The 20,820-nt window shown below is 72.3% G+C and carries 18 protein-coding genes; 12 read left to right on the top strand and 6 right to left on the bottom strand.

From position 1 onward, the window contains the following. Window positions 1-36: 36 nt before the first annotated feature. The 3 genes from DEJ46_RS03765 to DEJ46_RS03755 all read left to right on the top strand — a co-directional run bounded on the left by DEJ46_RS03765 (window position 37) and on the right by DEJ46_RS03755 (window position 2,642). Window positions 37-441, top strand: a complete 405-nt coding sequence (locus tag DEJ46_RS03765; protein WP_150264151.1) for a nuclear transport factor 2 family protein — start codon at window positions 37-39, stop codon at window positions 439-441. A gap of 87 nt (window positions 442-528) precedes the next feature. Further along, window positions 529-1,605 (top strand): branched-chain amino acid aminotransferase, encoded by a 1,077-nt coding sequence (locus DEJ46_RS03760; RefSeq protein WP_150264150.1) that lies wholly within the window; start codon window positions 529-531, stop codon window positions 1,603-1,605. A 167-nt stretch (window positions 1,606-1,772) separates the two neighbouring features. Then, window positions 1,773-2,642, top strand: coding sequence for a class I SAM-dependent methyltransferase (locus DEJ46_RS03755; protein ID WP_150264149.1), 870 nt, complete (start codon window positions 1,773-1,775; stop codon window positions 2,640-2,642). On the opposite strand, the gene DEJ46_RS03750 is transcribed toward DEJ46_RS03755, so the two are convergent. Beyond that, window positions 2,597-3,004: a MerR family transcriptional regulator gene (locus DEJ46_RS03750; protein ID WP_150264148.1), complete on the bottom strand. Its 408-nt coding sequence runs from the start codon at window positions 3,002-3,004 to the stop codon at window positions 2,597-2,599. The two genes, DEJ46_RS03755 and DEJ46_RS03750, sit on opposite strands and share 46 nt — an antisense overlap. A gap of 50 nt (window positions 3,005-3,054) precedes the next feature. Here DEJ46_RS03750 and DEJ46_RS03745 point away from each other — a divergent pair, with 50 nt between their 5' ends. Next, window positions 3,055-3,933, top strand: coding sequence for an NAD(P)-dependent oxidoreductase (locus DEJ46_RS03745; RefSeq protein ID WP_150264147.1), 879 nt, complete (start codon window positions 3,055-3,057; stop codon window positions 3,931-3,933). Here DEJ46_RS03745 and DEJ46_RS03740 read toward each other — a convergent pair. Further along, a complete protein-coding gene (locus tag DEJ46_RS03740; RefSeq protein ID WP_223834489.1) occupies window positions 3,930-7,079 on the bottom strand; it encodes an AfsR/SARP family transcriptional regulator in 3,150 nt (1,049 codons plus the stop codon). The genes DEJ46_RS03745 and DEJ46_RS03740 overlap by 4 nt on opposite strands. A gap of 209 nt (window positions 7,080-7,288) precedes the next feature. On the opposite strand from DEJ46_RS03740, the gene DEJ46_RS03735 reads away from it, so the two are divergent. The 3 genes from DEJ46_RS03735 to DEJ46_RS03725 all read left to right on the top strand — a co-directional run bounded on the left by DEJ46_RS03735 (window position 7,289) and on the right by DEJ46_RS03725 (window position 10,008). After that, entirely contained in the window at window positions 7,289-7,531 is a 243-nt protein-coding gene (locus DEJ46_RS03735; protein ID WP_150264145.1) for a hypothetical protein, read from the top strand. Window positions 7,532-7,569: 38 nt separating this feature from the next. Then, window positions 7,570-9,114 (top strand): PQQ-binding-like beta-propeller repeat protein, encoded by a 1,545-nt coding sequence (locus tag DEJ46_RS03730; protein WP_150264144.1) that lies wholly within the window; start codon window positions 7,570-7,572, stop codon window positions 9,112-9,114. Between the two features lie 120 nt (window positions 9,115-9,234). Next, window positions 9,235-10,008, top strand: coding sequence for an SDR family oxidoreductase (locus DEJ46_RS03725; protein ID WP_150264143.1), 774 nt, complete (start codon window positions 9,235-9,237; stop codon window positions 10,006-10,008). A 151-nt stretch (window positions 10,009-10,159) separates the two neighbouring features. Here DEJ46_RS03725 and DEJ46_RS03720 read toward each other — a convergent pair whose 3' ends face one another. Then, the gene (locus DEJ46_RS03720) at window positions 10,160-11,638 is read right to left on the bottom strand and encodes a flavin monoamine oxidase family protein (protein WP_223834488.1); all 1,479 of its coding nucleotides are present in this window, start codon (window positions 11,636-11,638) and stop codon (window positions 10,160-10,162) included. A 664-nt stretch (window positions 11,639-12,302) separates the two neighbouring features. On the opposite strand from DEJ46_RS03720, the gene DEJ46_RS03715 reads away from it, so the two are divergent. Next, a complete protein-coding gene (locus tag DEJ46_RS03715; protein ID WP_190622412.1) occupies window positions 12,303-14,696 on the top strand; it encodes a BTAD domain-containing putative transcriptional regulator in 2,394 nt (797 codons plus the stop codon). 139 nt (window positions 14,697-14,835) lie between these two features. Here DEJ46_RS03715 and DEJ46_RS03710 read toward each other — a convergent pair whose 3' ends face one another. Then, complete coding sequence (locus DEJ46_RS03710) at window positions 14,836-16,392, bottom strand: aspartate aminotransferase family protein (RefSeq protein WP_150264141.1); 1,557 nt, start codon at window positions 16,390-16,392, stop codon at window positions 14,836-14,838. A 204-nt stretch (window positions 16,393-16,596) separates the two neighbouring features. On the opposite strand from DEJ46_RS03710, the gene DEJ46_RS03705 reads away from it, so the two are divergent. Then, window positions 16,597-16,788 carry a hypothetical protein gene (locus tag DEJ46_RS03705; protein WP_150264140.1) on the top strand — a complete coding sequence of 64 codons (192 nt, stop codon included), beginning with the start codon at window positions 16,597-16,599 and terminating at the stop codon, window positions 16,786-16,788. A gap of 1 nt (window position 16,789) precedes the next feature. After that, entirely contained in the window at window positions 16,790-17,314 is a 525-nt protein-coding gene (locus DEJ46_RS03700; RefSeq protein ID WP_150264139.1) for a flavin reductase family protein, read from the top strand. A gap of 137 nt (window positions 17,315-17,451) precedes the next feature. Here the strand turns inward: DEJ46_RS03700 and DEJ46_RS03695 are convergent, their stop codons facing one another. Beyond that, the gene (locus tag DEJ46_RS03695) at window positions 17,452-18,621 is read right to left on the bottom strand and encodes an acyl-CoA dehydrogenase family protein (RefSeq protein ID WP_150264138.1); all 1,170 of its coding nucleotides are present in this window, start codon (window positions 18,619-18,621) and stop codon (window positions 17,452-17,454) included. A gap of 220 nt (window positions 18,622-18,841) precedes the next feature. Between DEJ46_RS03695 and DEJ46_RS03690 the strand changes: the two genes are divergently transcribed. Continuing rightward, window positions 18,842-19,426: a maleylpyruvate isomerase N-terminal domain-containing protein gene (locus DEJ46_RS03690; protein ID WP_150264137.1), complete on the top strand. Its 585-nt coding sequence runs from the start codon at window positions 18,842-18,844 to the stop codon at window positions 19,424-19,426. A gap of 138 nt (window positions 19,427-19,564) precedes the next feature. Next, window positions 19,565-20,317, top strand: coding sequence for a thioesterase II family protein (locus tag DEJ46_RS03685; RefSeq protein WP_150264136.1), 753 nt, complete (start codon window positions 19,565-19,567; stop codon window positions 20,315-20,317). A gap of 81 nt (window positions 20,318-20,398) precedes the next feature. Here DEJ46_RS03685 and DEJ46_RS03680 read toward each other — a convergent pair whose 3' ends face one another. Next, window positions 20,399-20,791, bottom strand: coding sequence for a YybH family protein (locus DEJ46_RS03680; protein ID WP_150264135.1), 393 nt, complete (start codon window positions 20,789-20,791; stop codon window positions 20,399-20,401). Window positions 20,792-20,820 lie beyond the last annotated feature (29 nt).

The following is a 20,820-nucleotide window of genomic DNA, read 5'->3' as shown; positions in this document are numbered from 1 at the left end:
ACCCGTCCCGCTTCCTCACCGCTCAGGAGACCCCGCATGCGGACCGACGACTCCACCGCCACCGCCACGACGACCGCCACCTCCGCCTCGTCCGCCGAGGCCGATGTGCGCCGCTACTACGAGCTGGTCGACGCCGGCGACGTCCCCGGCCTGGTGGGCCTGTTCACCTCCGACGCCACCTACCACCGCCCGGGCTACGAACCGTTCGAGGGCCACGAAGGCCTGACCCGCTTCTACGGCGGCGACCGCGTCATCCGGACGGGGCGCCACACGCTCACCAAGGTCCTCGTCGAGGGCTCCGACATCGCCGTGCACGGCGAGTTCAACGGCGAGCTCCACGACGGCACCACGGTCGGGCTGCGCTTCGCCGACTTCTTCCAGCTCACGGCGGACGGCCGGTTCGGCCGCCGCGACACCTTCTTCTTCGCGCCGCTCGTCTGACGGCCGGCGCGCGTCGGACCGGCGCGCCCGGCTCCCCCTGTCCCGTACCGAACCGTCCCGTACCGAACCGTCCCGTAAGGAATCCTCATGACCATCACGTTCGACCGGAACTCCGCCGCCTCCGCGCCCCGCCCCGTCCGCTCCCCGGGGCACGGCGACGCGTTCACCGACCACATGTTCACGATGTCGTGGAACGAGACGGACGGCTGGCACAAGCCCGGTCTCTCGCGGCTGCACGACCTGACCCTGCACCCCGGGACGATCGGACTGCACTACGCCCAGGTCATCTTCGAGGGCCTCAAGGCCCACCGGCAGGCCGACGGCGGGGTCGCCGTCTTCCGGCCGTGGGAACACGCCCGCCGCTTCCAGCGCTCGGCCCGCCGGCTGGCCATGCCGGAGCTGCCCCAGGACGTCTTCGTCGACTCCATCGAGCAGCTGCTCCGCGCCGACCAGGGGCTGCTCTCCGACGACCCGAGCCACAGCATCTACCTGCGGCCGCTGATGTTCGGCGCGGACGCCAACCTGATGCTCCGCCCCTCCCACACCTACGAGTACCTGGTCATGGCGTTCGTCGCCGGCGGGTTCTTCGGCAAGGCGATGGAGACGGTGTCGGTCTGGGTCAGCCACGAGCACAGCCGCGCCATCCCGGGCGGTACCGGCAACGTCAAGTGCGCCGGAAACTACTCCGGTTCGTTCGTCGCCCAGCTCCAGGCGCAGGAGGCCGGCTGCCAGCAGGTCGTCTGGCTGGACCCGGTGGAGCGCACCTGGGTCGAGGAGATGGGCGGCATGAACATGTTCTTCGTCCGCGGTACCGGCCCCGGCGCCGAGATCGTGACCCCGTCCCTGAGCGGCTCGCTCCTGCCCGGCGTCACCCGTGACACCCTGCTCGGACTCGCCGAGGGCATGGGCTACGTCCCCCGGGAGGAGAAGGTCTCCCTGGAGCAGTGGCGCCGCGAGTGCGCGGAGGGCCGCATCACCGAGGTGTTCGCCTCGGGCACGGCCGCCGTCGTCACCCCCGTCGGCCACGTCAAGGACCGCGACGGCGACTGGACGATCGGTGACGGCGCCCCCGGCCCCGTCACCCTCGCCATGCGCGAGGCCCTGGTCGACCTGCACCACGGCACCGCTCCCGACCCCAAGGGGTGGCTGCACCGCATCTCCTGACGGCACGGATCCCCTCCTCCGGCGGCAGCCGGAGGTACCGGAGGCAGCCGATCGGCTCAGGCGCGGCGCGCCTCGGCCGTGCGGGCGGCCGCCGGGGGAACATCGGTGGGCGGGCGGCCCCGGCACGGACCGCCCGGCACCGCCCCCAGGTACGAAGAGGTCCGGTCATGGAACAGTTCGGCGGCCGTTACGGCGAGGACGTCTTCCGTCCCGAGCAGGCGGGCGAGGGCGAGCGCATCGACTTCGGCGCCCTCGCCTACGACGGCATCACGATGGCACGGCTGCGGGCCCTCGGGGCCGGTCCGGGGTGGCGGTGCCTGGACGTCGGGGCCGGCACCGGCACGGTCTCCCGGCGGCTGCTCGCCGAGGCCGGGGTGACGAGCGTGCTCGCCGTCGACCGCGACGTACGCTTCCTGAGCGAGCGGCCCCTGCCGGGGCTCGACGTGCTGGAGGCCGACGTCACCGCCCCGGACTTCGATCCCGGCCGGTTCCGGCTCGTCCACGCGCGCTTCGTGCTCATGCACCTGCCCGAGCACGACCGCCTGATCGACCGGCTCGCCGGACTCGTCGAGCCGGGCGGAATGCTCGTGCTCAGCGACGCGGTCGACCTGACCAGCGGCCTGCCGGGCTCCGTGACACCCGGGACTCCCTACACCGCGGTCATGCGGGCGATGTGGCAGGGGCTCCGGGACACCATCGGCACCGATGTCGGCTGGGTGCCGTCGTACCCCCACCTGCTGCGCACGGCCGGGCTCCTGCCCGTGGCCGCCGAGATCCACGTACCGCCGCTGCAGCCCGGCAGCCCCATCAGCCGCTTCTGGGCGGACACCTGGCAGCGGAGCCGGGCCGCGATGCTCGCCACCGGCCTGGTCGACGACACGGACGTCGACGCGGCCGTCCGGTACCTGGACTCCGAGGAGTGCGCCGCGCTGTCGGCCGGGATGCTCACCGTCTGGGGACGGAAGCCCGGGGAGACGGGGGCCGGGGAGGGTCAGGAGGCGACGGACCGCACCACGGGGCCGGTGAGCAGCGGGTAGCTCTCGCCGCCCAGGCGTTCCGCCGCGTCGATGTAGCCGTTGAGGGCCTCGCGGGACCGGGCGAGCCGGTCCATCTGACTGTCGAGGCGGTGCAGGCGGGAGCGCATCGCGGCCAGCAGCTCGGGACAGCCGACGAGTTCAGGGGCCTCGCCGACCGCGCAGGGCAGCAAATACGCGATGTCCTCCGAGGACAGTCCGGCCCCCAGCAGGTGCCTGATCTGCTTCACCCGCAGCAGGGCGTTCTCGTCGTACTCGCGGTAGCCGTTCGTGCCGCGGTCCGCCACCAGCAGCCCCTGGGCCTCGTAGTAGCGCAGCTGGTGGGCGTTGACGCCCGTCCGCCGACTCAGTTCCCCGATCCGCATCGAAAACCTCGCTTGACCTTCACACCGGTATCAACGTTGACGATGCTGCCATGAACGACAACACACCACACACGCCCGTGACGGTCATCGGACTCGGACTGATGGGCCAGGCCCTCGCCGGCGCGTTCCTGAAAGCCGGACACCCCACGACCGTGTGGAACCGCACGTCCGCCAAGGCCGCCCCGCTGGTGGCCACCGGGGCACGCTCGGCGCCGACCCTCGGCGACGCGCTCACGGCGAGTCCCCTGACCGTCGTCTGCCTCACCGACTACGCCGCCGTCCACGAACTGCTCGGCGCGGAGGGCGTCGAGCTGGACGGCACGACGCTCGTCAACCTGACCTCGGGGAGCTCGGCCGAGGCCCGCGTGGCCGCCGGGTGGGCCGAGGGGCGCGGTGCCCGCTACCTGGACGGCGCCATCATGGCCGTGCCGCCGGGGATCGGCACCGCGGAGGCGGTGATCCTGCACAGCGGGCCCGAGGACGTCTTCGACGCGCACGCGCCGACGCTCGGCGCCCTCGGCACGGTCACCCACCTCGGAGAGGATCCCGGTCTGGCGTCCCTGTACGACGTGGCCGGCCTGGCCATGATGTGGAGCGTCCTGAACGCCTGGCTCCAGGGCACGGCGCTGCTCGCGACGGCCGGAGTCGACGCCGCGACGTACGCGCCGTTCGCCCGGCACATCGCCGCCGGTGTCGCCGACTGGCTCCCCGGGTACGCCGAGCAGATCGACAAGGGCTCCTTCCCGGCCGAGGTGTCGGCGCTGGAGACCGACGCGCGGGCGATGGAGCACCTGATCGAGGAGAGCGAGGCGCTGGGGGTGAATGCCGAACTGCCCAAGCTGTTCAAGGAGATGGCGTCCCGCGCGATCGCCGCCGGGCATGGCGGTGAGCAGTACCCGGTGCTCATCGAGGAGTTCGGCAAGGCCTAGGAAGGGTCAGCGGTCGACCGGCTGAGCGCGTCGCGCGCGAGGTCGTACTCCCGGGGGTGGTCGCCGGCTCCGGGCAGGGCGAGGGCGGTACGGAACTCCTGACGCGCCTCGTCATGGCGGCCCGCCGCCGCGTACGTGCTGCCGAGGCGGATCCGGACGCCCATCTCCAGCCAGGTGCTCGTGTGCTCGGTCAGCGACGACAGCGCCTCGTGGTGGGTGTCGACGGCCGAGCGCAGATCGCCCTGTACGTGCTCCGCCACGGCGAGCCGCGACAGGCCTGCCGCGCGCAGCGGGAGGTCCTCGGCCTCGCGGGCCAGTTCGGCCGCCCGCCGCAGCAGGCCGGTGGCCTCCGCGGGGCGGCCGAGGGCCAGGTGGGCGTCGGCGGCGAAGCACAGGGTGCTGCTGATCGTCCGGGGGCGGCCGTTCTTCTCGGCGAGGGCCAGGGCGGTGGCGTAGTGGTCGAGCGCGAGCTCGTGCCGGCCCTGGTGGGAGTGGATCGCGCCGAGGTTCGTGGTCGCCATCCCGGTCAGCCAGTCGTCGTCGAGACCGGCCGCCAGCTCCAGCGCCTCGGTCAGGAGTGCCAAGGCCTCCTCGGTGCGGCCCAGCGGCCATGTCGCGGCGCCCAGGCCGGCGGTCGCCCGGGCGCGGTCCCGCGGATCGCCCTGCCGGCGGGCGTACCGCAGCGCTTCGGCGAACCAGTCGCCCGCCTGGCGGAACCGGCCCTGGTACACGTCGACGATCCCGAGGCAGATGCGCAGGGATGACGGCATGCGCCGGTCGGTCGACATGTCCGCGCAGGCCAGGGCGTGTTCGAGGGCGGTGCGGCACTCGTGGAAGTGGCCCTGGCGCGCCAGGTGGTCGACGAGGGCCTCGGCGATCCGGCAGGCGTGGTCGAACTCACCGGCGGCGGCCGCGAAGGCCACCACGTCGACCACGTCTCCGCCCGCCGCGTTCAGCCAGGTTGAGGCCTCTGCCCAATCGGTGAAGGGCGGAGGACCGGAGACGTCAGAGCCGGTGAACCCCGGGCCGGTGATGTCCGGGCCGGGGACGTCAGGACCGGGGAGGCCCGGGCCGGGGACGCCTTGGCCGGTGGGGAAGGTCTCCGGTCCCCAGTCGCTAGCGACGCGGCCCGCCGCCGTGTACAGCCCCAGAACCGCGGCGCGGTCCGCCGCGGCCTCCAGAGGCGCTGCGGCGGCGAGCCGCCGCGCGTGGGCCCGTACGAGATCGTGCAGCCGGTAGCGGCCGGGATGCGGCTCCTGGAGCAGGCTCGCGTCGACCAGGTCCTCCAGGAGGGCCTCGGCGTCCTCTTCGGGCGTGCCCAGCATGGCGGCGAGGGTCAGGCCGTCGAAGCGGGCGGCCGGCGTGGACCCCAACGCCCTGAAGCAACGCCGCAGTTCGGGGGTGAGCTGGTCGTACGACATTCGGAAAGCGGCCTCCACGCTGCGGTCCCCGGCCCGCAGCTCGCCCAGGCCGCGTGTGTCGTCGGACATCCGGCCGGCCAGGAAGGCCAGGGTCCAGGACGGGCGGTTCTGCAGCCGGGCGCTCGCGATGCGCAGGGCGAGCGGGAGACCGCCGCAGCGCAGGGCGAGCTCGCGGGCGGCCTCGGGCTCGCGGTCCGCCCGCGACTCGCCGAGCAGCTCCCGGAAGAGGCCGACGGCGTCGCCGGAGCCCAGCGGCTCCACGGTGAGGCGGAGATCGGCGTCGAGGCCGGGCAGCCGCTGCCGGCCCGCCACCAGAACCCGGCTGCCCGGTCCGGCGGGCAGCAGCGGCCGTACCTGCTCGGCGCTGCGGGCGTTGTCCACGACCAGCAGCAGCCGCAGACCGCTCGTCGCCGCCCGCCACGCGGTGACCAGCTCCGACACATCATCCACGTGGGGGGCGTCGTGGGCCGGTTCGTCGCCGGGGCCGCGCACCGCGCGGAGCAGGCGGCGCAGCGCACGCTGCGGGCCGACGGTCTCGTGGGCGGCGCCGTACGCGTGCAGGTCCACGAACAGGCAGCCGTCGGGGTACGAGGCGCCCAGCGCCCAGGCGGCCCGTACCACCAGGGCGGTCTTCCCGACGCCCGCCGTACCGTCGATCGTCATCACGGACACGGCGCCGGGCGCCACGGGCGCGGTGAGCAGGGCGAGTTCCGCCTCGCGGCCGACCAGACAGGCGGTGTCGCCCGGCAGTTCGTTCCGCCGTGGACGCGCCTGCGGTTGCGGCCGGTGGGGCTGCTGGAGAGGCCGGGCAGGGGAGGGCTGGAGGGCCGGGTCGGCCGGCTTCGTGGGCCGGTTCCGTCGCGGCGGAGCGCCCGGTGACGGGGCGTCCCCGGCCTCGCGCGGCTCCGGCGCCCGGCCGAGCAGCAGCGCGTCCTCCCGGCGCAGGACGGCCTGGTGGACGCGGCGCAGCTCCTCGCCCGGCTCCACCCCCAGCTCGTCGAGGAGCCGCCGTCGCGTCTCCTGGTAGACGGACAGCGCCTCGGCCTGCCGGCCGCTGCCGTACAGGGCGCGCATCCGCAGGGCCGCCAGCGGTTCGTCGTGAAGCCGGGCCAGCGGCGCCGCCATCAGATCGTCCAGGGCGTCCGGGTACCGCCCGAGCAGCAGCAGGCACTCGGCGCGGTCCTGGTGCAGGGCGTGCCGCTGCCGGGCGAGGCGGTGCCGCTCGGTGTCGGCGAGCGGCCCCGGCAGACCGGGCAAGGGTTCACCGCGGAGCAGCTCCAGGGCCCGGCCGCCGTGGTCGAGGGCCCCGTCGAGGTCTCCGGCGGCCTTCGCGCGCCGCGCGAGACCGGCGTGCTCGGCGAGGTCGGCGAGGTCGGTCCGGGTGTCGCCGGTCACGAAGCGGTAGCCGCCGCGCCCCCCTTCGATCGCCGAGCGGTCCGGTCCGGCGCCCGGCGCGTCGAGCGCCTTGCGGAGCGCGTACACATAGCTCGGCAGGACCCGGTGACCCGTACCCGGAGGCTCGGTCCCCCAGACGTCGTCGAGGAGCTGCCCGTACGTCACGAACGCCGGTGCGCGCAGGACCAGGGCGGCGAGGACCGCCTGGCGCCGTATCGGGCCGAGACCCAGCGGCGTACCGTCGCGACGGGCGCGGACGGGTCCGAGCAGCTCGATCCGCAGCCGCCCCGCCGTCCCGGCCGGGCCCGCACCCGGCCCTGCTGCATCCACGCCCACTTCGAAGCCCCATGTCCCCGTGTTCCCTGCCCGCGCAGTGTCCCCAGTCTCCTGCATCAGCGGGAATTCATCCGCGCTGCAGAGCGACTCTCCAGTGTGGGACTCGTCATGTCGGATGCCGACGGGCCGGGCGGTGAGCGGGAGGAGTCGGTCGGCGGGAAGCAGCCGGCACACCGTCAAGAGAGGACATGTCCCCATGTCTCATGCCAGCGGCGCGTCCGGCGCACGGCCGGGCGCTGACCGGCGCGCGCCTGCGCCCCGGCGCGGCCCTTCCGGCAAGGCCGGCGGCCACGGCACAGGACCCGGCCATGCCCGCGCCCGTCCATGTCGCCGTCCCGCGTGCCGGCTTCGGCCTGTCGCAGATGCTCCGCAAGGCCCGTAAGTACGCTCCGTCGCACATCCGGATCGTGGTCTCCGACCCGTCCGGTGATCGCCCCGCCACCTGATGACCAGCTCTCGGACCGGCGGACAGTAGGGGAGACCGATGCACCACCCGCCACAGCCCTGGTACCGGCCGCACCAGCCACAGCAGCAGGTCCCGGACAACCCGTACGCCCCCGGGGGCTACACCCCGCCGGAGCCGCCGCCCCGCCGCAGACGCTTCGGCAAGGGGCCGCTGATCGCGGCAGTCGTCGCCCTGTCGCTCCTGGCGGCGAGCGGATGGGTGTACGCCCTCGTCGACGGCCCGTGGAGCCGGTCCGCCGCGCCCGTGGCCGACAAGGCGCCCGGCCCTTCCGTGACGCCGACGCCCTCCCGGACGCCGGCCGTCCGCACCCCGGTGCCGGAGCGTGTCCCGACGTCGGAGGAGCTCAACGCCGGGCGCGCGGCGGGCGACGCCACGGCGTGGATCGCCGACGACCGCACCGACCTGCCCCGGCGGTCCGTCAAGCTCTATCCCCTGTGGATCGTCGGCGACACCGTCGTCCAGGCCGCGTACGAGAAGGTCACCGCCCGCCGCCTGTCGGACGGCACCGAGGCGTGGAGTGTGCCGCTGCCCGCCTCCGTCTGCGAGGCGCCGGCGAACCCGACCCCCGACGGCAAGATCGTCGTGGTCTACAAGAGCGACCGGAACTGGACCGGCAACCGCTGCAACCAGCTCCAGATGATCGACCTCAGGACCGGGAAGGCCGGGTGGCGCAAGAGGCTCACCGAGACCGGTTCCATGGACGGCACGATCATGGTGAACAGCGCCATCAGCGGCGGCACCCTCGCGATCGTCCAGAGCATGAGGGCCGCCGCGTACCGGGTCGACACCGGAGCCAAGCTCTACGACATCCCGCTGGAGAACCCCGGCAGGTGCTACCCCGCCAACGTCGCGGGCGGCCCCCGGCTCGTGGTGGACTCCACCTGCGCGATCAACGTCGACCGCGGCAAGTCCTACCACCAGCTCCGCGAGCTCGACCCGCGGACCGGCAAGGTCCGTTGGCGCTACCGCACCCAGCCGGGCTGGATCGTCGGGAAGATGCTCTCCGTCGACCCGGTCGTCTTCACCAGCTACCACCACAAGGAACTCACCGCCGACTGGCGGGTCGTGGCCCTGAAGGCCGGCGGGAAGCCCCGCGTCACCATCGACGCCCGGCCCAAGGGATTCGCGTACTGCGCGGACGCGGGGGACTCGGGAGGGAACATGCAGATGTGTCCGGGCACCGCCGTCGGCAAGGACGTCGTCTTCCTCGGCGGCACCGACCGCGTCGGCGGCTACAGCCTCGACACCGGGAAACTGGTCTGGGGCGTGAAGACCTCGGCCGGCACCCTGCACCCCCTGCGTCCGGACGGAGGCGCGTCCGCACTCGTCTACGAGGCGCCCACGGACAAGGAACCGGGCAAGATCACCCGCTTCGGGCCCGGCGGCGTGGACACGAAGAAGCAGGTCCTCCGGCATCCCGTGACGGCCCGGGCGACCGAACGCCGCATGCTCGCCGGACGCCTGGCCTACGCGAACGGCCGGATCGTCATCGCGCCGAGCGGCGTCTCCGGCAACGACGCGGACCACCAGGCCCGCATGCTGTCCTTCGCTCCCGGACCGTAGGCCTCCGGGGCCCCGCCGAGGCGGTGGGGCCCCGGTTACCGTTCAGTGATCACGCAGTGATACCGGCCCGGTTACGGTCGGTGTCGTTCAGTGAGTCGCTTGACGTCTTCAGGAGTTGTGATGGGCAAGTACGCCGGCAAGAAGGCCGTGGTCATCGGTGGGACGCACGGCATGGGCCTCGCCATGGTGCAGGGGCTGCTCGACGGCGGGGCCGAGGTCCTGCTGACGGGGCGCAACAAGGACAACATCGAGACCGCGCGCCGCGACCTCGACGGCAAGGCCGTGCACGTCCTGCGCTCGGACGTCGCGAGCATGGGGGACATCGCGGAGCTGGGCGCGGAGGTCGAGAAGAAGCTCGGCCGCGTCGACGCCGTCTTCGTGAACGTCGGATACGCCGCGCTCGAGCCGATCGCCCTCGTCACCGAGGAGACCTACGACCGGCAGTTCGACGTGAACACCAAGGGCGTGTTCTTCACGGTGCAGAAGCTCGCTCCGCTCGTGAGCGACAACGGGTCGATCGTCTTCACCACTTCGATCGCCAATGTCACCGGCACCCCCGGCATGGGCGTGTACTCGGGCGCGAAGGCGGCCGTGCGCTCCTTCGCGCAGGTCTTCGCCGCGGAGCTCCTGCCCCGCGGCATCCGCGTCAACTCCGTCAGCCCGGGCTTCATCCACACCCCGACCATGGGCATCGCGGACGCGACCGCCGAGGAGCGGGCCGTCCTCAGCCAGGTGGGCGACGCGCTCACCCCGATGAAGCGCCACGGTACGCCGGAGGAGGTCGCCACCGCCGCGCTGTTCTTCGCCTTCGACGCGACCTTCACCACCGGCGTCGAGCTGGTCGTGGACGGCGGACTCACGCAGCACATCCAGCCGGTTCCGCCGCAGCAGTAGCAGTAGCAGTAGCAGGAGCAGGAGCAGGAGCAGGAGCAGGAGCAGGAGCAGGAGCCGGAGCCGGTGGCCCGCGGAGCGGCATCGCCGCCCCGCGGGCCATCACCGTCTCCGGACCGGCCAGGGGCCGGTGACGGTCCGAACGGCGACGCGGTCAGGCCCGGACGCGCTGCGAGGCGAGTGCCCTCGGCGCCACCGCCTGAGCCGCGGCCCGGCCCGACTCGATCGCCCCGTCGACGAAGCCGTTCCACACGCTCGCGAGGTCGCCGCCCGCGAACGCGATCCGCCCGTACGGCCGCTGGATGTCCGGAAGCTGACGCAGGAGCTGCCCGGGGCGGCGGAGCGCCTGGGCGCCCCGGGCGTACGGGTCGGAGCCCCAGTCGTGCGAGCGTACGGAGACGACCTGGGCGGCCGGCAGGTACTCCCGGACGGCGGCCTGCACCTGCGAGAGGTTCCTCGGGTCGAAGGTCGGGTCGAAGGCGAAACCGATCATGAGGTGGCTGCCGTCGGTCAGCTTCGCGGTCGGGAAGAGGCTCTCGATGCGCTGGCCCTCGTAACCCTGGCAGAGGGTGAGGGGCGTGACGCCCTTGACCTGCATCCACAGCTTGACCGTGCGGCGCACCCCGATGCCCTCGACCGCCGCGTCGGCGTGCACCTTGGGCAGCCCCGGCGCGAAGGTGATGTCCTTCCACACGTTGGTGGGCACCGCCACGACGACGTGCGAGGCGCGGAAGGTCCCGCGGTTGGCCGTGACGACCGAGACACCGCTGCCGGTGTCCGCGATCGCGGTGACCGGAGTGGAGAGCTTGATGGTCAGCGGCTCCTCGTACAGCATCGCGCGGACGAGCCCGCTCATGCCGCCCAGGCCGACGCGCTGCGACATGAGGGAGAACCAGCCGTCCGCGTTCCAGCCGGTGTGCGCCCACCACTGGGCGAGCGAGGTGAGGGCGCCGTCCCTGCTGGACCCGCCGGCGAACCCCGCGACCTGCGAGCTCAGCCAACCCGCGTCCTGTGCCGAGAGGTTGAGCAGGGATATGCGGTCGTGCAGCGACAAGGGGTCGACCGAGCGCAGCAGATCGGCGCGGAACAGCGGGTCGCGCGGCCGCTCGAAGTACTGCTGGGAGCCCTCGAAGAGCTGGGCCAGCATCTCGCCGAGCCGCCCGAACACCTCGCCGGGCGGGAAGCTCGTCGGACCGCTCGCGGTCGGGTAGACCGCGACCTCCGGCTGGATCTCGGTGACCAGCGGGATGTTGTAGCGGCCGAGCTCCTCCATGGCGTACGTCTGCGCCGGGTGGATCCACTGTCCGCCGAGCTCGATCTTCCGGCCGAGGTAGCTGTCGGTCCAGACCCGGCCGCCCACGCGGTTACGGGCTTCGAGGACCAGCACCTGGAGGCCGCGGGAGCGGAGCTCCCGGGCGGCGGCCGCACCGGCGAATCCCGCGCCGACGACGATGACGTCGTAGTCCCTCCGGGCGTCCTCGGCGACCGTGACGGTGCCGGCGTGTGCCGGGCCGCCGAAGGCGAGCGATCCGGCCGAAGCGGCGACGGCGGCAAGACCCGTGGCCTTGAGCGCGGTACGGCGGCCCACCGGGCGATGAGCTCCGGAGCGCGACGGCGTCCTGTCGGTGTTCACGATGTCTCCTCGATGTTCTACGACGTTCTACGACGTTCTGCGGTGTTCCGCGTTCGCCCGGGAATGACGTTCCGAATCGAGCGATTCCCGGGCGGTCGAGCGAAGGGAATGAGCCGAATGCCCGTGCCGGTGCGAAAGTAGCCGAGGTCCCGCCGAGCCCTGCCCAATGCCTGCTCACGCGCCGGTAAGTAGACGGCGGATGAGCAGGTGGAGAGGGGACGGTTTCCCGCCGGTTCCCGGACGGTGGGGATCTTCGAGGACGGTGGAAGTGCACCGGGACGCCGAGGACTCCGGCCCTGAGGGCGGGGCCGAGGGGGGGCGAGGGGGGCCGAGGGTGCGAGGCAAAAGATGCCCGCGGCCCGGCAAGCCTCCCAAGGAGAAAGGCCGACCGATGTGAAATCATGGCAATCGGCGGTGAAATGCGCAGTCGGTTGTGTCCTGGATTGCCGACCACACTCCAGGGGCTGAGTATTTTCAAGCCAAGGAACAGTAATAACCAGCCAAGAACGAATGATGTCCGAATGCGGGGGAGCATGGCGACGCGCTGGCAGAACAGAGTGATCCGGCCGAGACGCCGACACGGGGACGCGAGTGGGGCCATGGGGACAATCGACGGATCTTGCGCAGCCCAGGGGGACACATGCACATTCACATGCTGGGGCCGTTGGAGGTCGTTTCCGAGGGTGGGGGGACCGTCTCACTGGGAGGTTCGCGTCAGCGGGCGACTCTGGGATTCCTCCTCCTGAAGGCCAACAAGGTCGTCGCAACCAGCCAGTTACTCAACGCCGTCTGGTCCGCCGACGACGCGCCGAGCTCGGCGCGGAAGATTCTGCAGAACGCGGTCTGGGGACTCCGCGGAATCCTCCACAACGGCGCGCAGGGCGGTGCCGGCAACCGCACCACGCAGGCTCCCGTCCTGCTCACCCAGGCGCCCGGCTACATGCTGCGCGTCGAACCGGAGCAGGTGGACCTCTTCCGTTTCGAGCGGCGCGCGACCCAGGGCCGAGCGGAACTGGAAGCCGGCCGGACCGAGTCCGCGGCACGCCTCCTGAAGGAGGCGCTCGACCTCTGGCGCGGACCCGCGCTGACGGACCTGGTGGAGACCGGGATCTCCTGGCCCGAACTGTCGGCCGTCCAAGGCGCCCGCACCGACGCCATGGAGGACTTCTTCGAGGCGCAGCTCGCCCTCGGACGTCATCACTCCGTCCTCGGCGAGCTCGAGACGCTCGTCGAGCGGGAGCCCCTCCGCGAGCGGGCCTGCAGCCAGCTCATGCTGGCGCTGTACCGCTGCGGACGGCAGGCCGACGCGCTCAACGTGTACGGCAGGATCCGCTCGGCCCTCGTCGAGAACCTGGGTCTGGAGCCGGGCCACGAACTCCGCACCCTCCAGCAGGCCATCCTCACCCACGACCCCGCACTCACCCTGCAGGGCGGGGCCACCTCGTACGAGTTCACCCAGGTCGCCGCCGCGACCGAGCACGCGGTCGCCCTGCGAGGCGTCGCCGGAGCCCCCGCCTACCGGGCCGGCTCGGCCACATCGGCCGCCCAGGCTGCCGGGCCGGCGGCGGGTCCCGTGGAGGCGGCACCGGCCGGGGCCCACCCGACGGTCGTATCCGAGCACCGCAAGGTGGGCGTCGTCCTGCTCAGGACCGAACTCCGTGCCCACGCCTCCGAGACCGGCATCGAGGCCGACCGGCTGCTCCAGGGGACGGCCGCCGTGGTCGAGGAGGAGATCGAACGGCACGGCGGGACCGTCGCCGGTTCCGTCGGCCCGTTCTCGCTGGCCCTGTTCGGCGTGCACCGCGGCCGCGCGGACGACGCGGAACGCGCGGTCCGCGCGGCCCTCGCCATCCGCGACCGGCTCGCCCCCACCCAGCAGCTCGCCGTCAAGGCGGCCGTCGAGGTGGGGGAGGCGCTGGTCCGCTACCTCCCCGGAGACGAGGAGACCCCGCCGTCGGCCGTCGGCGCGCTCATGGACGAGTGCCACCGGCTTCTCGCACTCGTCCCCCAGGGCGAGATCAGGGTGAGCGACAGTACGTTCCGGGAGACCGAGTCCGTCATCGCCTACGAGCCGGCAGAGGACCCGTCGGGCGGCTGGCGGGTCAGGTACGGCAGCGAGGAGCCGGCCGACCACCACGGCGTGCCGATCGTCGACCGCGAGATCGAACTCGAAGTGCTGCGCGGACTCCTGGAGCTGGCCCGGCACCGCGGCAACCCGCACCTCGTGACCCTCCTCGGCCAGGGCGGCGTGGGCAAGACCCGGTTCATCGTGGAGCTGGAGCACCGCATCACCGGGCGGCCCCACGCACCCCTGTTCCTCGCTACCCGGGCCACCCTCCTCTACGGCAACCACCCGCTCTCCGCACAGATCGCGATACTCGCCTCGTGCTGCGGGATCCAGCAGGGCGACTCGGGCAAGACCGCCCGCGCCAAACTGGCCAGCACGCTCCATCAGCTGGTCCAGTGCGAGGAGACGGCGGGCAGGCTGCTGCCCTACCTCAGCCCGCTCGTCGACCCCGAGGGCTCGGAGATACGTCAGCCGATGGTCTCCGAACTGCTCAACGCCTGGTACGAGTTCGTGGGCCTCGCCGCCGAGGAGCGGCCCCTCGTGATCGTCGTCGACGACCTCCACCGGGGCGACGACAGGCTGCTCGACTGCGTCGAGCAGCTCCCGGAGAGGGTCGGCGCCGTGCCCCTCGTGGTCATCGCGGCCGCCCGGCCCGAGCTCCTGGAGCGCCGCCCCGACTGGGGCAGCGGCAGCCGCCAGGCGACCACCCTCACCCTCGAACCCCTCTCGGACGCGGCCGAACAGCGCCTCCAGGAGCTGCTGTCCGCGGCGGCACCCGGCGACACGCACGAGGCCGCGGGCGGCGCGGCCGGCGGCGCCATCACGGCAGGCGGAGGCCGGAACGCCGGAGTCCTCCCCGCCCGGGCGGCGCTCCGCCTCACGGAGCCCCGCCACCCCGGAGGCAAGGGCGGCGGCGGTGCGGCCGGTGGCCACGGCGCCGGCGTGCCGGAGCAGGTCGAACGCGTCCAGAGCGAGCGCCAGTACAGCTAGTCCGGCCGAAGAGGCGACCACCGCTCGGCAGTCCGAGCAGGAGGCCACCGTCAGCCCGGCCGGGCAGGAGACCTCCGCAGTCGACGGTGTGGCCCGTCCCGGACGGGACGGGCCACACCGCCACACGGATCGGCGCCCCTCACACACCTCCACCGGTGAGGCGCTTCTCGTCCTCGTCGCGCAGGACGGAGGCCACCGCGCGCAGGGCGTCCGCGAGCCGCTCGATCTCCCCGTCCGTCAGGTGGATCGACGGTGCGAACCGCAGCGTGTTCCCCGCGCTCGCCGTGGGGAACGTCCGCACCCGGTGCTCCCGCAGCAGATAGCCGGACAGGGTGTAGCCCAGCAGACCGGACCGGGCCCCGTCCCGTACGACCCCAGAGGACGACTCCGACTGGTCGTGGAACTCGAGGCCCAGCATCAGCCCCTTCCCCCGGACCTCCTTCACGACGTCAGGGAAGTCGGCGCGGACCCCTTCCAGGGCCTCGGCGAGCCGGGCGCCCCGCTCCCGCGCGAGCCCGTAGGCACGGCCGCCGTCCGCCTCCAGCATCTCCAGGACCTTCAGCGCGATCGGGGTGGAGAAGCCGTCCTTGGCGAAGGTCGAGCTGTGGACGAGCTCGAACTCGTTCCGGTAGCGGCCGCTCCGCACGAGCATCGCCGACGTCTTCGCCAGACCGCCGCCCAGACTCTTCGCCAGGACGTAGTAGTCGCCGCGCAGACCGATCAGCGAGCTTGCGAGGAACGCGCCCGTGCGGCCCATCCCGCTCTGGATCTCGTCGATCACCACCGGGATGCCGGCGGCGTCGCACTCCCGCCGGACGGTGGCCGCGAACTCCCGGGTCAGCGGGACGATGCCGCCCTCGCCCTGGATCGGTTCGAGCAGGAACGCCGCCACGAGCGGGAAAGGCCGCTCGACGACGGTGACCACGCCGTCGCGCAGCACGATGTCACGCAGCGCGGCGCTCTCCTCGGCGATGATCTCCCCGACGGCGGCGGGACGGTCGAGCGGGACGAACCGGGCACGGGTCGCCAGCGCCGTGAACGGGGTCCGGTAGGCGGCGTTGTGGGTCAACTGGACGCTGCCGACCAGCTTTCCGTGGAAGGAACCCTCCAGTGTCAGGAAGACCGGAGGCCTGGAGCCGACCTCCGCGTTCGCAAGGGACACCTCCTCGGCCAGGGCCTCGAAGTCCTGGTGCCCGCCGGCCGGCAGGACCGCCTCGCCGGCCTCGACCGCCGCCCGCGCGGCGGCGGTGTGCTCCGCCAGCTCCGCGACGAGCGCCTGCACCTGGAGCACCCGGTCCAGCTCGGCGTGCTTGACGGCCGCCTCGATCGCCTCGGCGCCGCTGTTGGCGAAGATCGCCGCGTACGCCTCGGTGGAGCCCGTCTCCCGGCGGACGATGCCGCTGAGCAGGGCGGCGACCTCCTGGGCACACGAGTTGCGCGAGAACTGGGCGTTGACCGGAGCGCCCTCGTCGAGCAGCCGCCTCGCCCGCGCGACGAGCTCGGGGTGGTTGTGGCCGAAGATCAGCGAGCCGTAGCCGCCCGCTGCGTCCAGGACCGGGACCTCCTCCCCGTCGTCGCCGCGGAAGAACAGCGTGTTCCCCTCGGCCCGCGTGTATTCGACATCGAGACCGACGGAGGTGAGGAAACCGAGCAGATAAGGCTCGGAGATTCCGGTTTCATCGGTTACGGAGTTCATGACGCCCCCTCTTCTTGGATACGGGGACCCTACCCACGGGGCTCCCGGAGAGCGCCGCACCGAGGTCATGGAGTGGTCACCGATCGGTCGCTCATAGGTGATGAACTACCTTGGTTCACGCGTTACTTGAGGGTGAGCAGCCATCAGAATTCCGTCCGATACGTTGGTTCGGTGTTCTTGCATCCGAATTCCGAAAGAGGCGGCATGAGTTTCTCTACCGAAGCGACGGGGATTCCCGGCCCGGACCGCTCCGCTTGGTGGCGCGGCGTGGACGACGGGGAATCCGTCGGCCGGCTCTCCGCCGCCGACTGCCTGGAGCTGATATTCGCCCGCATCCCGGTCGGCGAGGGCTCCCGCGCGTGGTCCTCCGCCGCGGCCCGCACGGCGGAGGTCTGAGATGTCCCCCGTACAGCCCGTCGCCACCGAGGTGACCCCCGCGTCGCTGCGCGAGGTCATGTCCCGCTTCGCCACCGGCGTCGTCGTCCTCACCGTCGGCGGCGAGAACCCCCACGGCATGACGGCCAACGCCTTCACCTCCGTCTCGCTCGAACCGCCGACCGTGCTCTGCTGCATCGGCCACAACGCCGTCATGCACTCCGCCCTCACCCGCGCCGGACGCTTCGGCGTCTCCGTCATGAGCGCCGAACAGGAGGAGACCACGCGGTACTTCGCCGACAAGAAGCGCCCGCTCGGACCATCCCAGTTCGAGCGGATCGACTGGCTGCCCGGCCCCGGCACCGGGGCGCCCCTGCTGTCCGGAGCCCTCGCCTGGCTGGAGTGCGAGGTCACCGCCGCGCACGAGGTCGGCGACCACACCGTCTTCCTCGGCGAGGTGGTCGGCGCGGTGAACGGCGCCGCGGGCGACGGACTCCTCTTCCACGAAGGCCGCTTCCGGCGGACCGGCGCCACCACCGGCCACTGAGACACCACCACAGAACCCCTCACGCCGATGATCCCGGCGGCCGTCCGGCCGCCGGGATCATCGGCGTCGACGTGTGCGAAGGCGTCGACACAGGTGGACCCGGGGCCTCCCCGCCCCGGGTCCACGTCCTCCCCTCCCTACAGGAAGGGGGTCTCCGGGTCGAGACCGAGCAGCGCCCGGCCCTGCACCTCCAGGTTGCCGTGCAGCTGCGCCAGCGCGTGCAGGGAGAAGCCCTGGATGTCACGGTGGAAGCGCTGCAGCGGAACGCTCCGCTGGATCACCGACCCGCCGCTCGCGTTGAACAGCACCTCGACGGCCTCCTTCGCGAGCTGCGCCGCGAAAGCGGTCTGACCGCGCACGACGGCCTTCTCCTCCAGCGACAGCTGCTCACCCGCGTCGGCCCGCCGCTGCATCAGCTCCAGCCACACACCGGCCAGGGCCTCCGAGGCCGTGATCTTGTTGGCGGCCGTCGCCACCTGGATCTGGGTGAGCGGGTGCTGGGTCTGGTCCGTCCACGAGGTGTACGTGATGCCGCGCCCAGGGAGCCGCTCGAGGAACAGGTCGTACGCACCCTTGGCGATGCCGATGAAGACCGCGGCGGCCGCGGCCATCACCTCGCTCACGAAGCCGTACTCGCGCCCGTCCGCACCGCCGTTGGAGCGGTCACCGGTCGTGCTGAACAGCAGCTCCTCGAAGCGCCCGACCCGGTAGCCGGGGACGAACACGTCGTCGGCCGAGGAGGTCGCACTGCCCGTGCCGGAGCCGGCCGACACCTGCCAGTCGTCGACCACCGTCATGTCGGACATCGGCAGCAGCGCCATGACCTCTTCGAGGGAGCCGTCCGCGTGCTCCAGCATCGCCGAGGCGAAGTTCCACTGGGCGCCCCGGCAGCCGGAGTTGAACCGCCAGCTGCCGGTCATCCGGTAACCGCCCTCGACGGGCGTCAGCTTGCCGGTCGGCGCGAAGGCGCTGGAGATCCGGACGGAACCATCGGTGAAGAGCTCCTCCTGCGCCCGGTCGGGGTAGAGCGTGGCCGACCACGCGCTGGTCGCCCAGACGAACGTCACCCAGCCCGTCGAGGGGCAGCCGCGCGCCACCTCGGCGATCACCTTGGACTGGTCGGCCAGGTCGAAGTCCAGGCCCCCGAAGCGCTTCGGGACGGCTATCCGGAAGACTCCCGCCTTCTCGAGGAGCTCGATGTTCTCGTCGAGAATCCAGCCTCGGTTCTCCGACTCGATACCGTTCTCCCTGAGCCTCGGCACGATGCTCCGGACGGATTCCAGTACGGATTCGAGTTCAGCGTTCATGAGATGCAAACTCCCTGCTCGATCGTCTCGTTCCGGCGTCGAGCGTACGGCGGGCCGTTCCCCGGCCGATCGGATCGCGGTCACGAGGTGGTCACCGGGGTGCTCCGGAATTCCCGATTACCGGTCAATTACCGGGCGATTCGCGGGCAGTGGACGAAAGCGGCCCCTGTCGCCCATCGATTCTCCGGGACCCGCGGACACCTGTGGCAGCATGACTCGCATGTCTATCTCCTGGCCCGACCGCGTAGTTACCGCCGCCACCGACTGCACCGACATTCTGCAGAAGGCCGCCGATCAGGACTGGTCCGTCAAAGCCCGGGACAGCGACTGGTCCTGTCGCGAAGTCCTCGACCACACGGCCCTCGGCCTCATCGGCTATTCGGCGCTCCTCATCGCCCAGCCGTCCGACCGCTTCACCGGCATGCTCGCCGGATTCAACGGGCAGTCCCCGATCCCCGTCTGCCTCGAAGGCGTCCGCATCTGCGCCACCATCCTCGCCTCGGCCGTGCGCGAGGCCGACCCGCAGGTCCGCGCCTTCCACCCCTGGGGCACCTCCGACGGCCCCGGCTTCGCCGCCATGGGCGTCCTCGAGATCGTCGTCCACACCTACGACGTGACCGAGGCGATGGGCCTCGACTGGCTGCCGTCGGACGACCTCTGCGCGCCCGTCGTCGAGCGCCTCTTCCCGAACGCCCCGACCGGGCACGCCCCGGCCGAGACCCTGCTCTGGTGCACGGGCCGGATCGACCTCCCCGGGCTGCCGCGGCGTCGCGACTGGGGCGGCTGGGACGGCACCGTCCGCTGACCGCACCGCCGGGGCCGGCCGCGGCGTCGGCCGGCCCTTCCGTACGGCGTACGGGAGCGGCAGGAGTACGGCAGAGTCATGGACGTACATCCGTACGGGAGCCCGTGCGAGGGCGAGCGAGAACAGGAGGGGGAAGCGATGGACATCGCGTGGCTTCGGCGATTCGGTGGGGTGGGGCAGAAGGAACCGGAGGGAGGGGTCCGGCTGGTCTGTTTCCCGCACGCGGGCGGCGCCGCCACCTCCTACGTGCAGCTCTCCCGCCTCCTGAGCCCCGCCGTCGACGTGCTGGCCGTGCAGTACCCGGGGCGGCAGGACCGGCACCGTGAGCGACCGGTCGAGTCCGTCACCCGGCTCGCCGAACTCGTCGCGGACGCCCTGGGCCCGGCGGACGGCCGGCCGTACGCCTTCTTCGGGCACAGCATGGGCGCGGCCGTCGCCTACGAGACGGCGCGCACGCTCGCCGCACGCTCGGCGCCCGGCCCCCTGCGGCTGTTCCTCTCCGGGCGGGCCGCGCCGGAGCCCCGGCCCCAGGCCGCCGACCGGATGACGAGCGACGCCGACGTGATCGCGGCGATCCGGATGCTCGGGGGCACGGGCGTCGGCGTCCTGGACGACCCGGAGCTGATGGAGATGGCCCTGCCGGCCCTCCGCGCCGACTACCGGGCCATCGGCTCGTACGCCTGGGAGCCGGGCCCGCCGCTGGACTGCCCGATCACGGTGCTCGTCGGCGACGAGGACCCCGTGGCCCCCGTCGACAAGGTGGCGGCCTGGAGCGGATTCACCGACGCGGACACCGATCTGCGGGTCTTCCCCGGCGGCCACTTCTACCTCGACGGCCGCACGGAGGAGATCGGCGACGTGATCACCGCCGCGCTCGGCGTGCGCGTCTGACGGCACGAAAGAACGCGGCACGTAGAACAGGGGCCCTGCTTCCGGTCGACCGGAAGCAGGGCCCCTGTTCCTTTTGCGCTGTCAGCTGCCGTTCGGGTAGTCGATGGCGAAGCGCCACTTGCCGTCCGCGCCGAGCCGCAGGACGTCGTTGCCCACGCCCTCGTGGACCTCCGCGACGCCGTCGGCGCCCGTGACGTCTATCCGCCAGTCCACGACCAGGAGCGCGGCGTCGCCGGCCACGTAGGAGTGGCGGAGGGTGGCCGTCATCTTCGGGCCGAGGGAGAGGAACTCCGCGAGCGCGTCCTTCCGCGCCCGGCCGGTGAGCGGCTTGTCCGCCTCCCAGGCGGAGACCGCCGTCTCCGTGTAGAGCAGATTGACGAGATCAGGGTCGCCCGAGTTGAAGGCCCGGACGTAGAGCTCGGTCTGCTTGGTCGCGTCGTCGGTGAGAGCGAAGTTGTCGACAATGCTCGTCATAGCGAATTCGTGCCCGCTTTCCATGTGAA

The sequence above is a fragment of the Streptomyces venezuelae genome (assembly GCF_008642375.1).
Lineage (GTDB): Bacteria > Actinomycetota > Actinomycetes > Streptomycetales > Streptomycetaceae > Streptomyces > Streptomyces venezuelae_G.
This window is presented reverse-complemented; position numbering and strand designations above follow the sequence as displayed.

Bases quoted from the DNA above. Each gene is read 5' to 3' on its own strand.
- DEJ46_RS03760 (WP_150264150.1), top strand. From the start codon at position 529: ATGACCATCACGTTCGACCGGAACTCCGCCGCCTCCGCGCCCCGCCCC.
- DEJ46_RS03725 (WP_150264143.1), top strand. From the start codon at position 9,235: ATGGGCAAGTACGCCGGCAAGAAGGCCGTGGTCATCGGTGGGACGCAC.
- DEJ46_RS03745 (WP_150264147.1), top strand. From the start codon at position 3,055: ATGAACGACAACACACCACACACGCCCGTGACGGTCATCGGACTCGGA.
- DEJ46_RS03685 (WP_150264136.1), top strand. From the start codon at position 19,565: ATGGACATCGCGTGGCTTCGGCGATTCGGTGGGGTGGGGCAGAAGGAA.
- DEJ46_RS03695 (WP_150264138.1), bottom strand. From the start codon at position 18,621: ATGAACGCTGAACTCGAATCCGTACTGGAATCCGTCCGGAGCATCGTG.
- DEJ46_RS03750 (WP_150264148.1), bottom strand. From the start codon at position 3,004: ATGCGGATCGGGGAACTGAGTCGGCGGACGGGCGTCAACGCCCACCAG.
- DEJ46_RS03765 (WP_150264151.1), top strand. From the start codon at position 37: ATGCGGACCGACGACTCCACCGCCACCGCCACGACGACCGCCACCTCC.
- DEJ46_RS03690 (WP_150264137.1), top strand. From the start codon at position 18,842: ATGTCTATCTCCTGGCCCGACCGCGTAGTTACCGCCGCCACCGACTGC.
- DEJ46_RS03735 (WP_150264145.1), top strand. From the start codon at position 7,289: ATGCCAGCGGCGCGTCCGGCGCACGGCCGGGCGCTGACCGGCGCGCGC.
- DEJ46_RS03700 (WP_150264139.1), top strand. From the start codon at position 16,790: ATGTCCCCCGTACAGCCCGTCGCCACCGAGGTGACCCCCGCGTCGCTG.
- DEJ46_RS03730 (WP_150264144.1), top strand. From the start codon at position 7,570: ATGCACCACCCGCCACAGCCCTGGTACCGGCCGCACCAGCCACAGCAG.
- DEJ46_RS03755 (WP_150264149.1), top strand. From the start codon at position 1,773: ATGGAACAGTTCGGCGGCCGTTACGGCGAGGACGTCTTCCGTCCCGAG.
- DEJ46_RS03680 (WP_150264135.1), bottom strand. From the start codon at position 20,791: ATGACGAGCATTGTCGACAACTTCGCTCTCACCGACGACGCGACCAAG.
- DEJ46_RS03710 (WP_150264141.1), bottom strand. From the start codon at position 16,392: ATGAACTCCGTAACCGATGAAACCGGAATCTCCGAGCCTTATCTGCTC.
- DEJ46_RS03705 (WP_150264140.1), top strand. From the start codon at position 16,597: ATGAGTTTCTCTACCGAAGCGACGGGGATTCCCGGCCCGGACCGCTCC.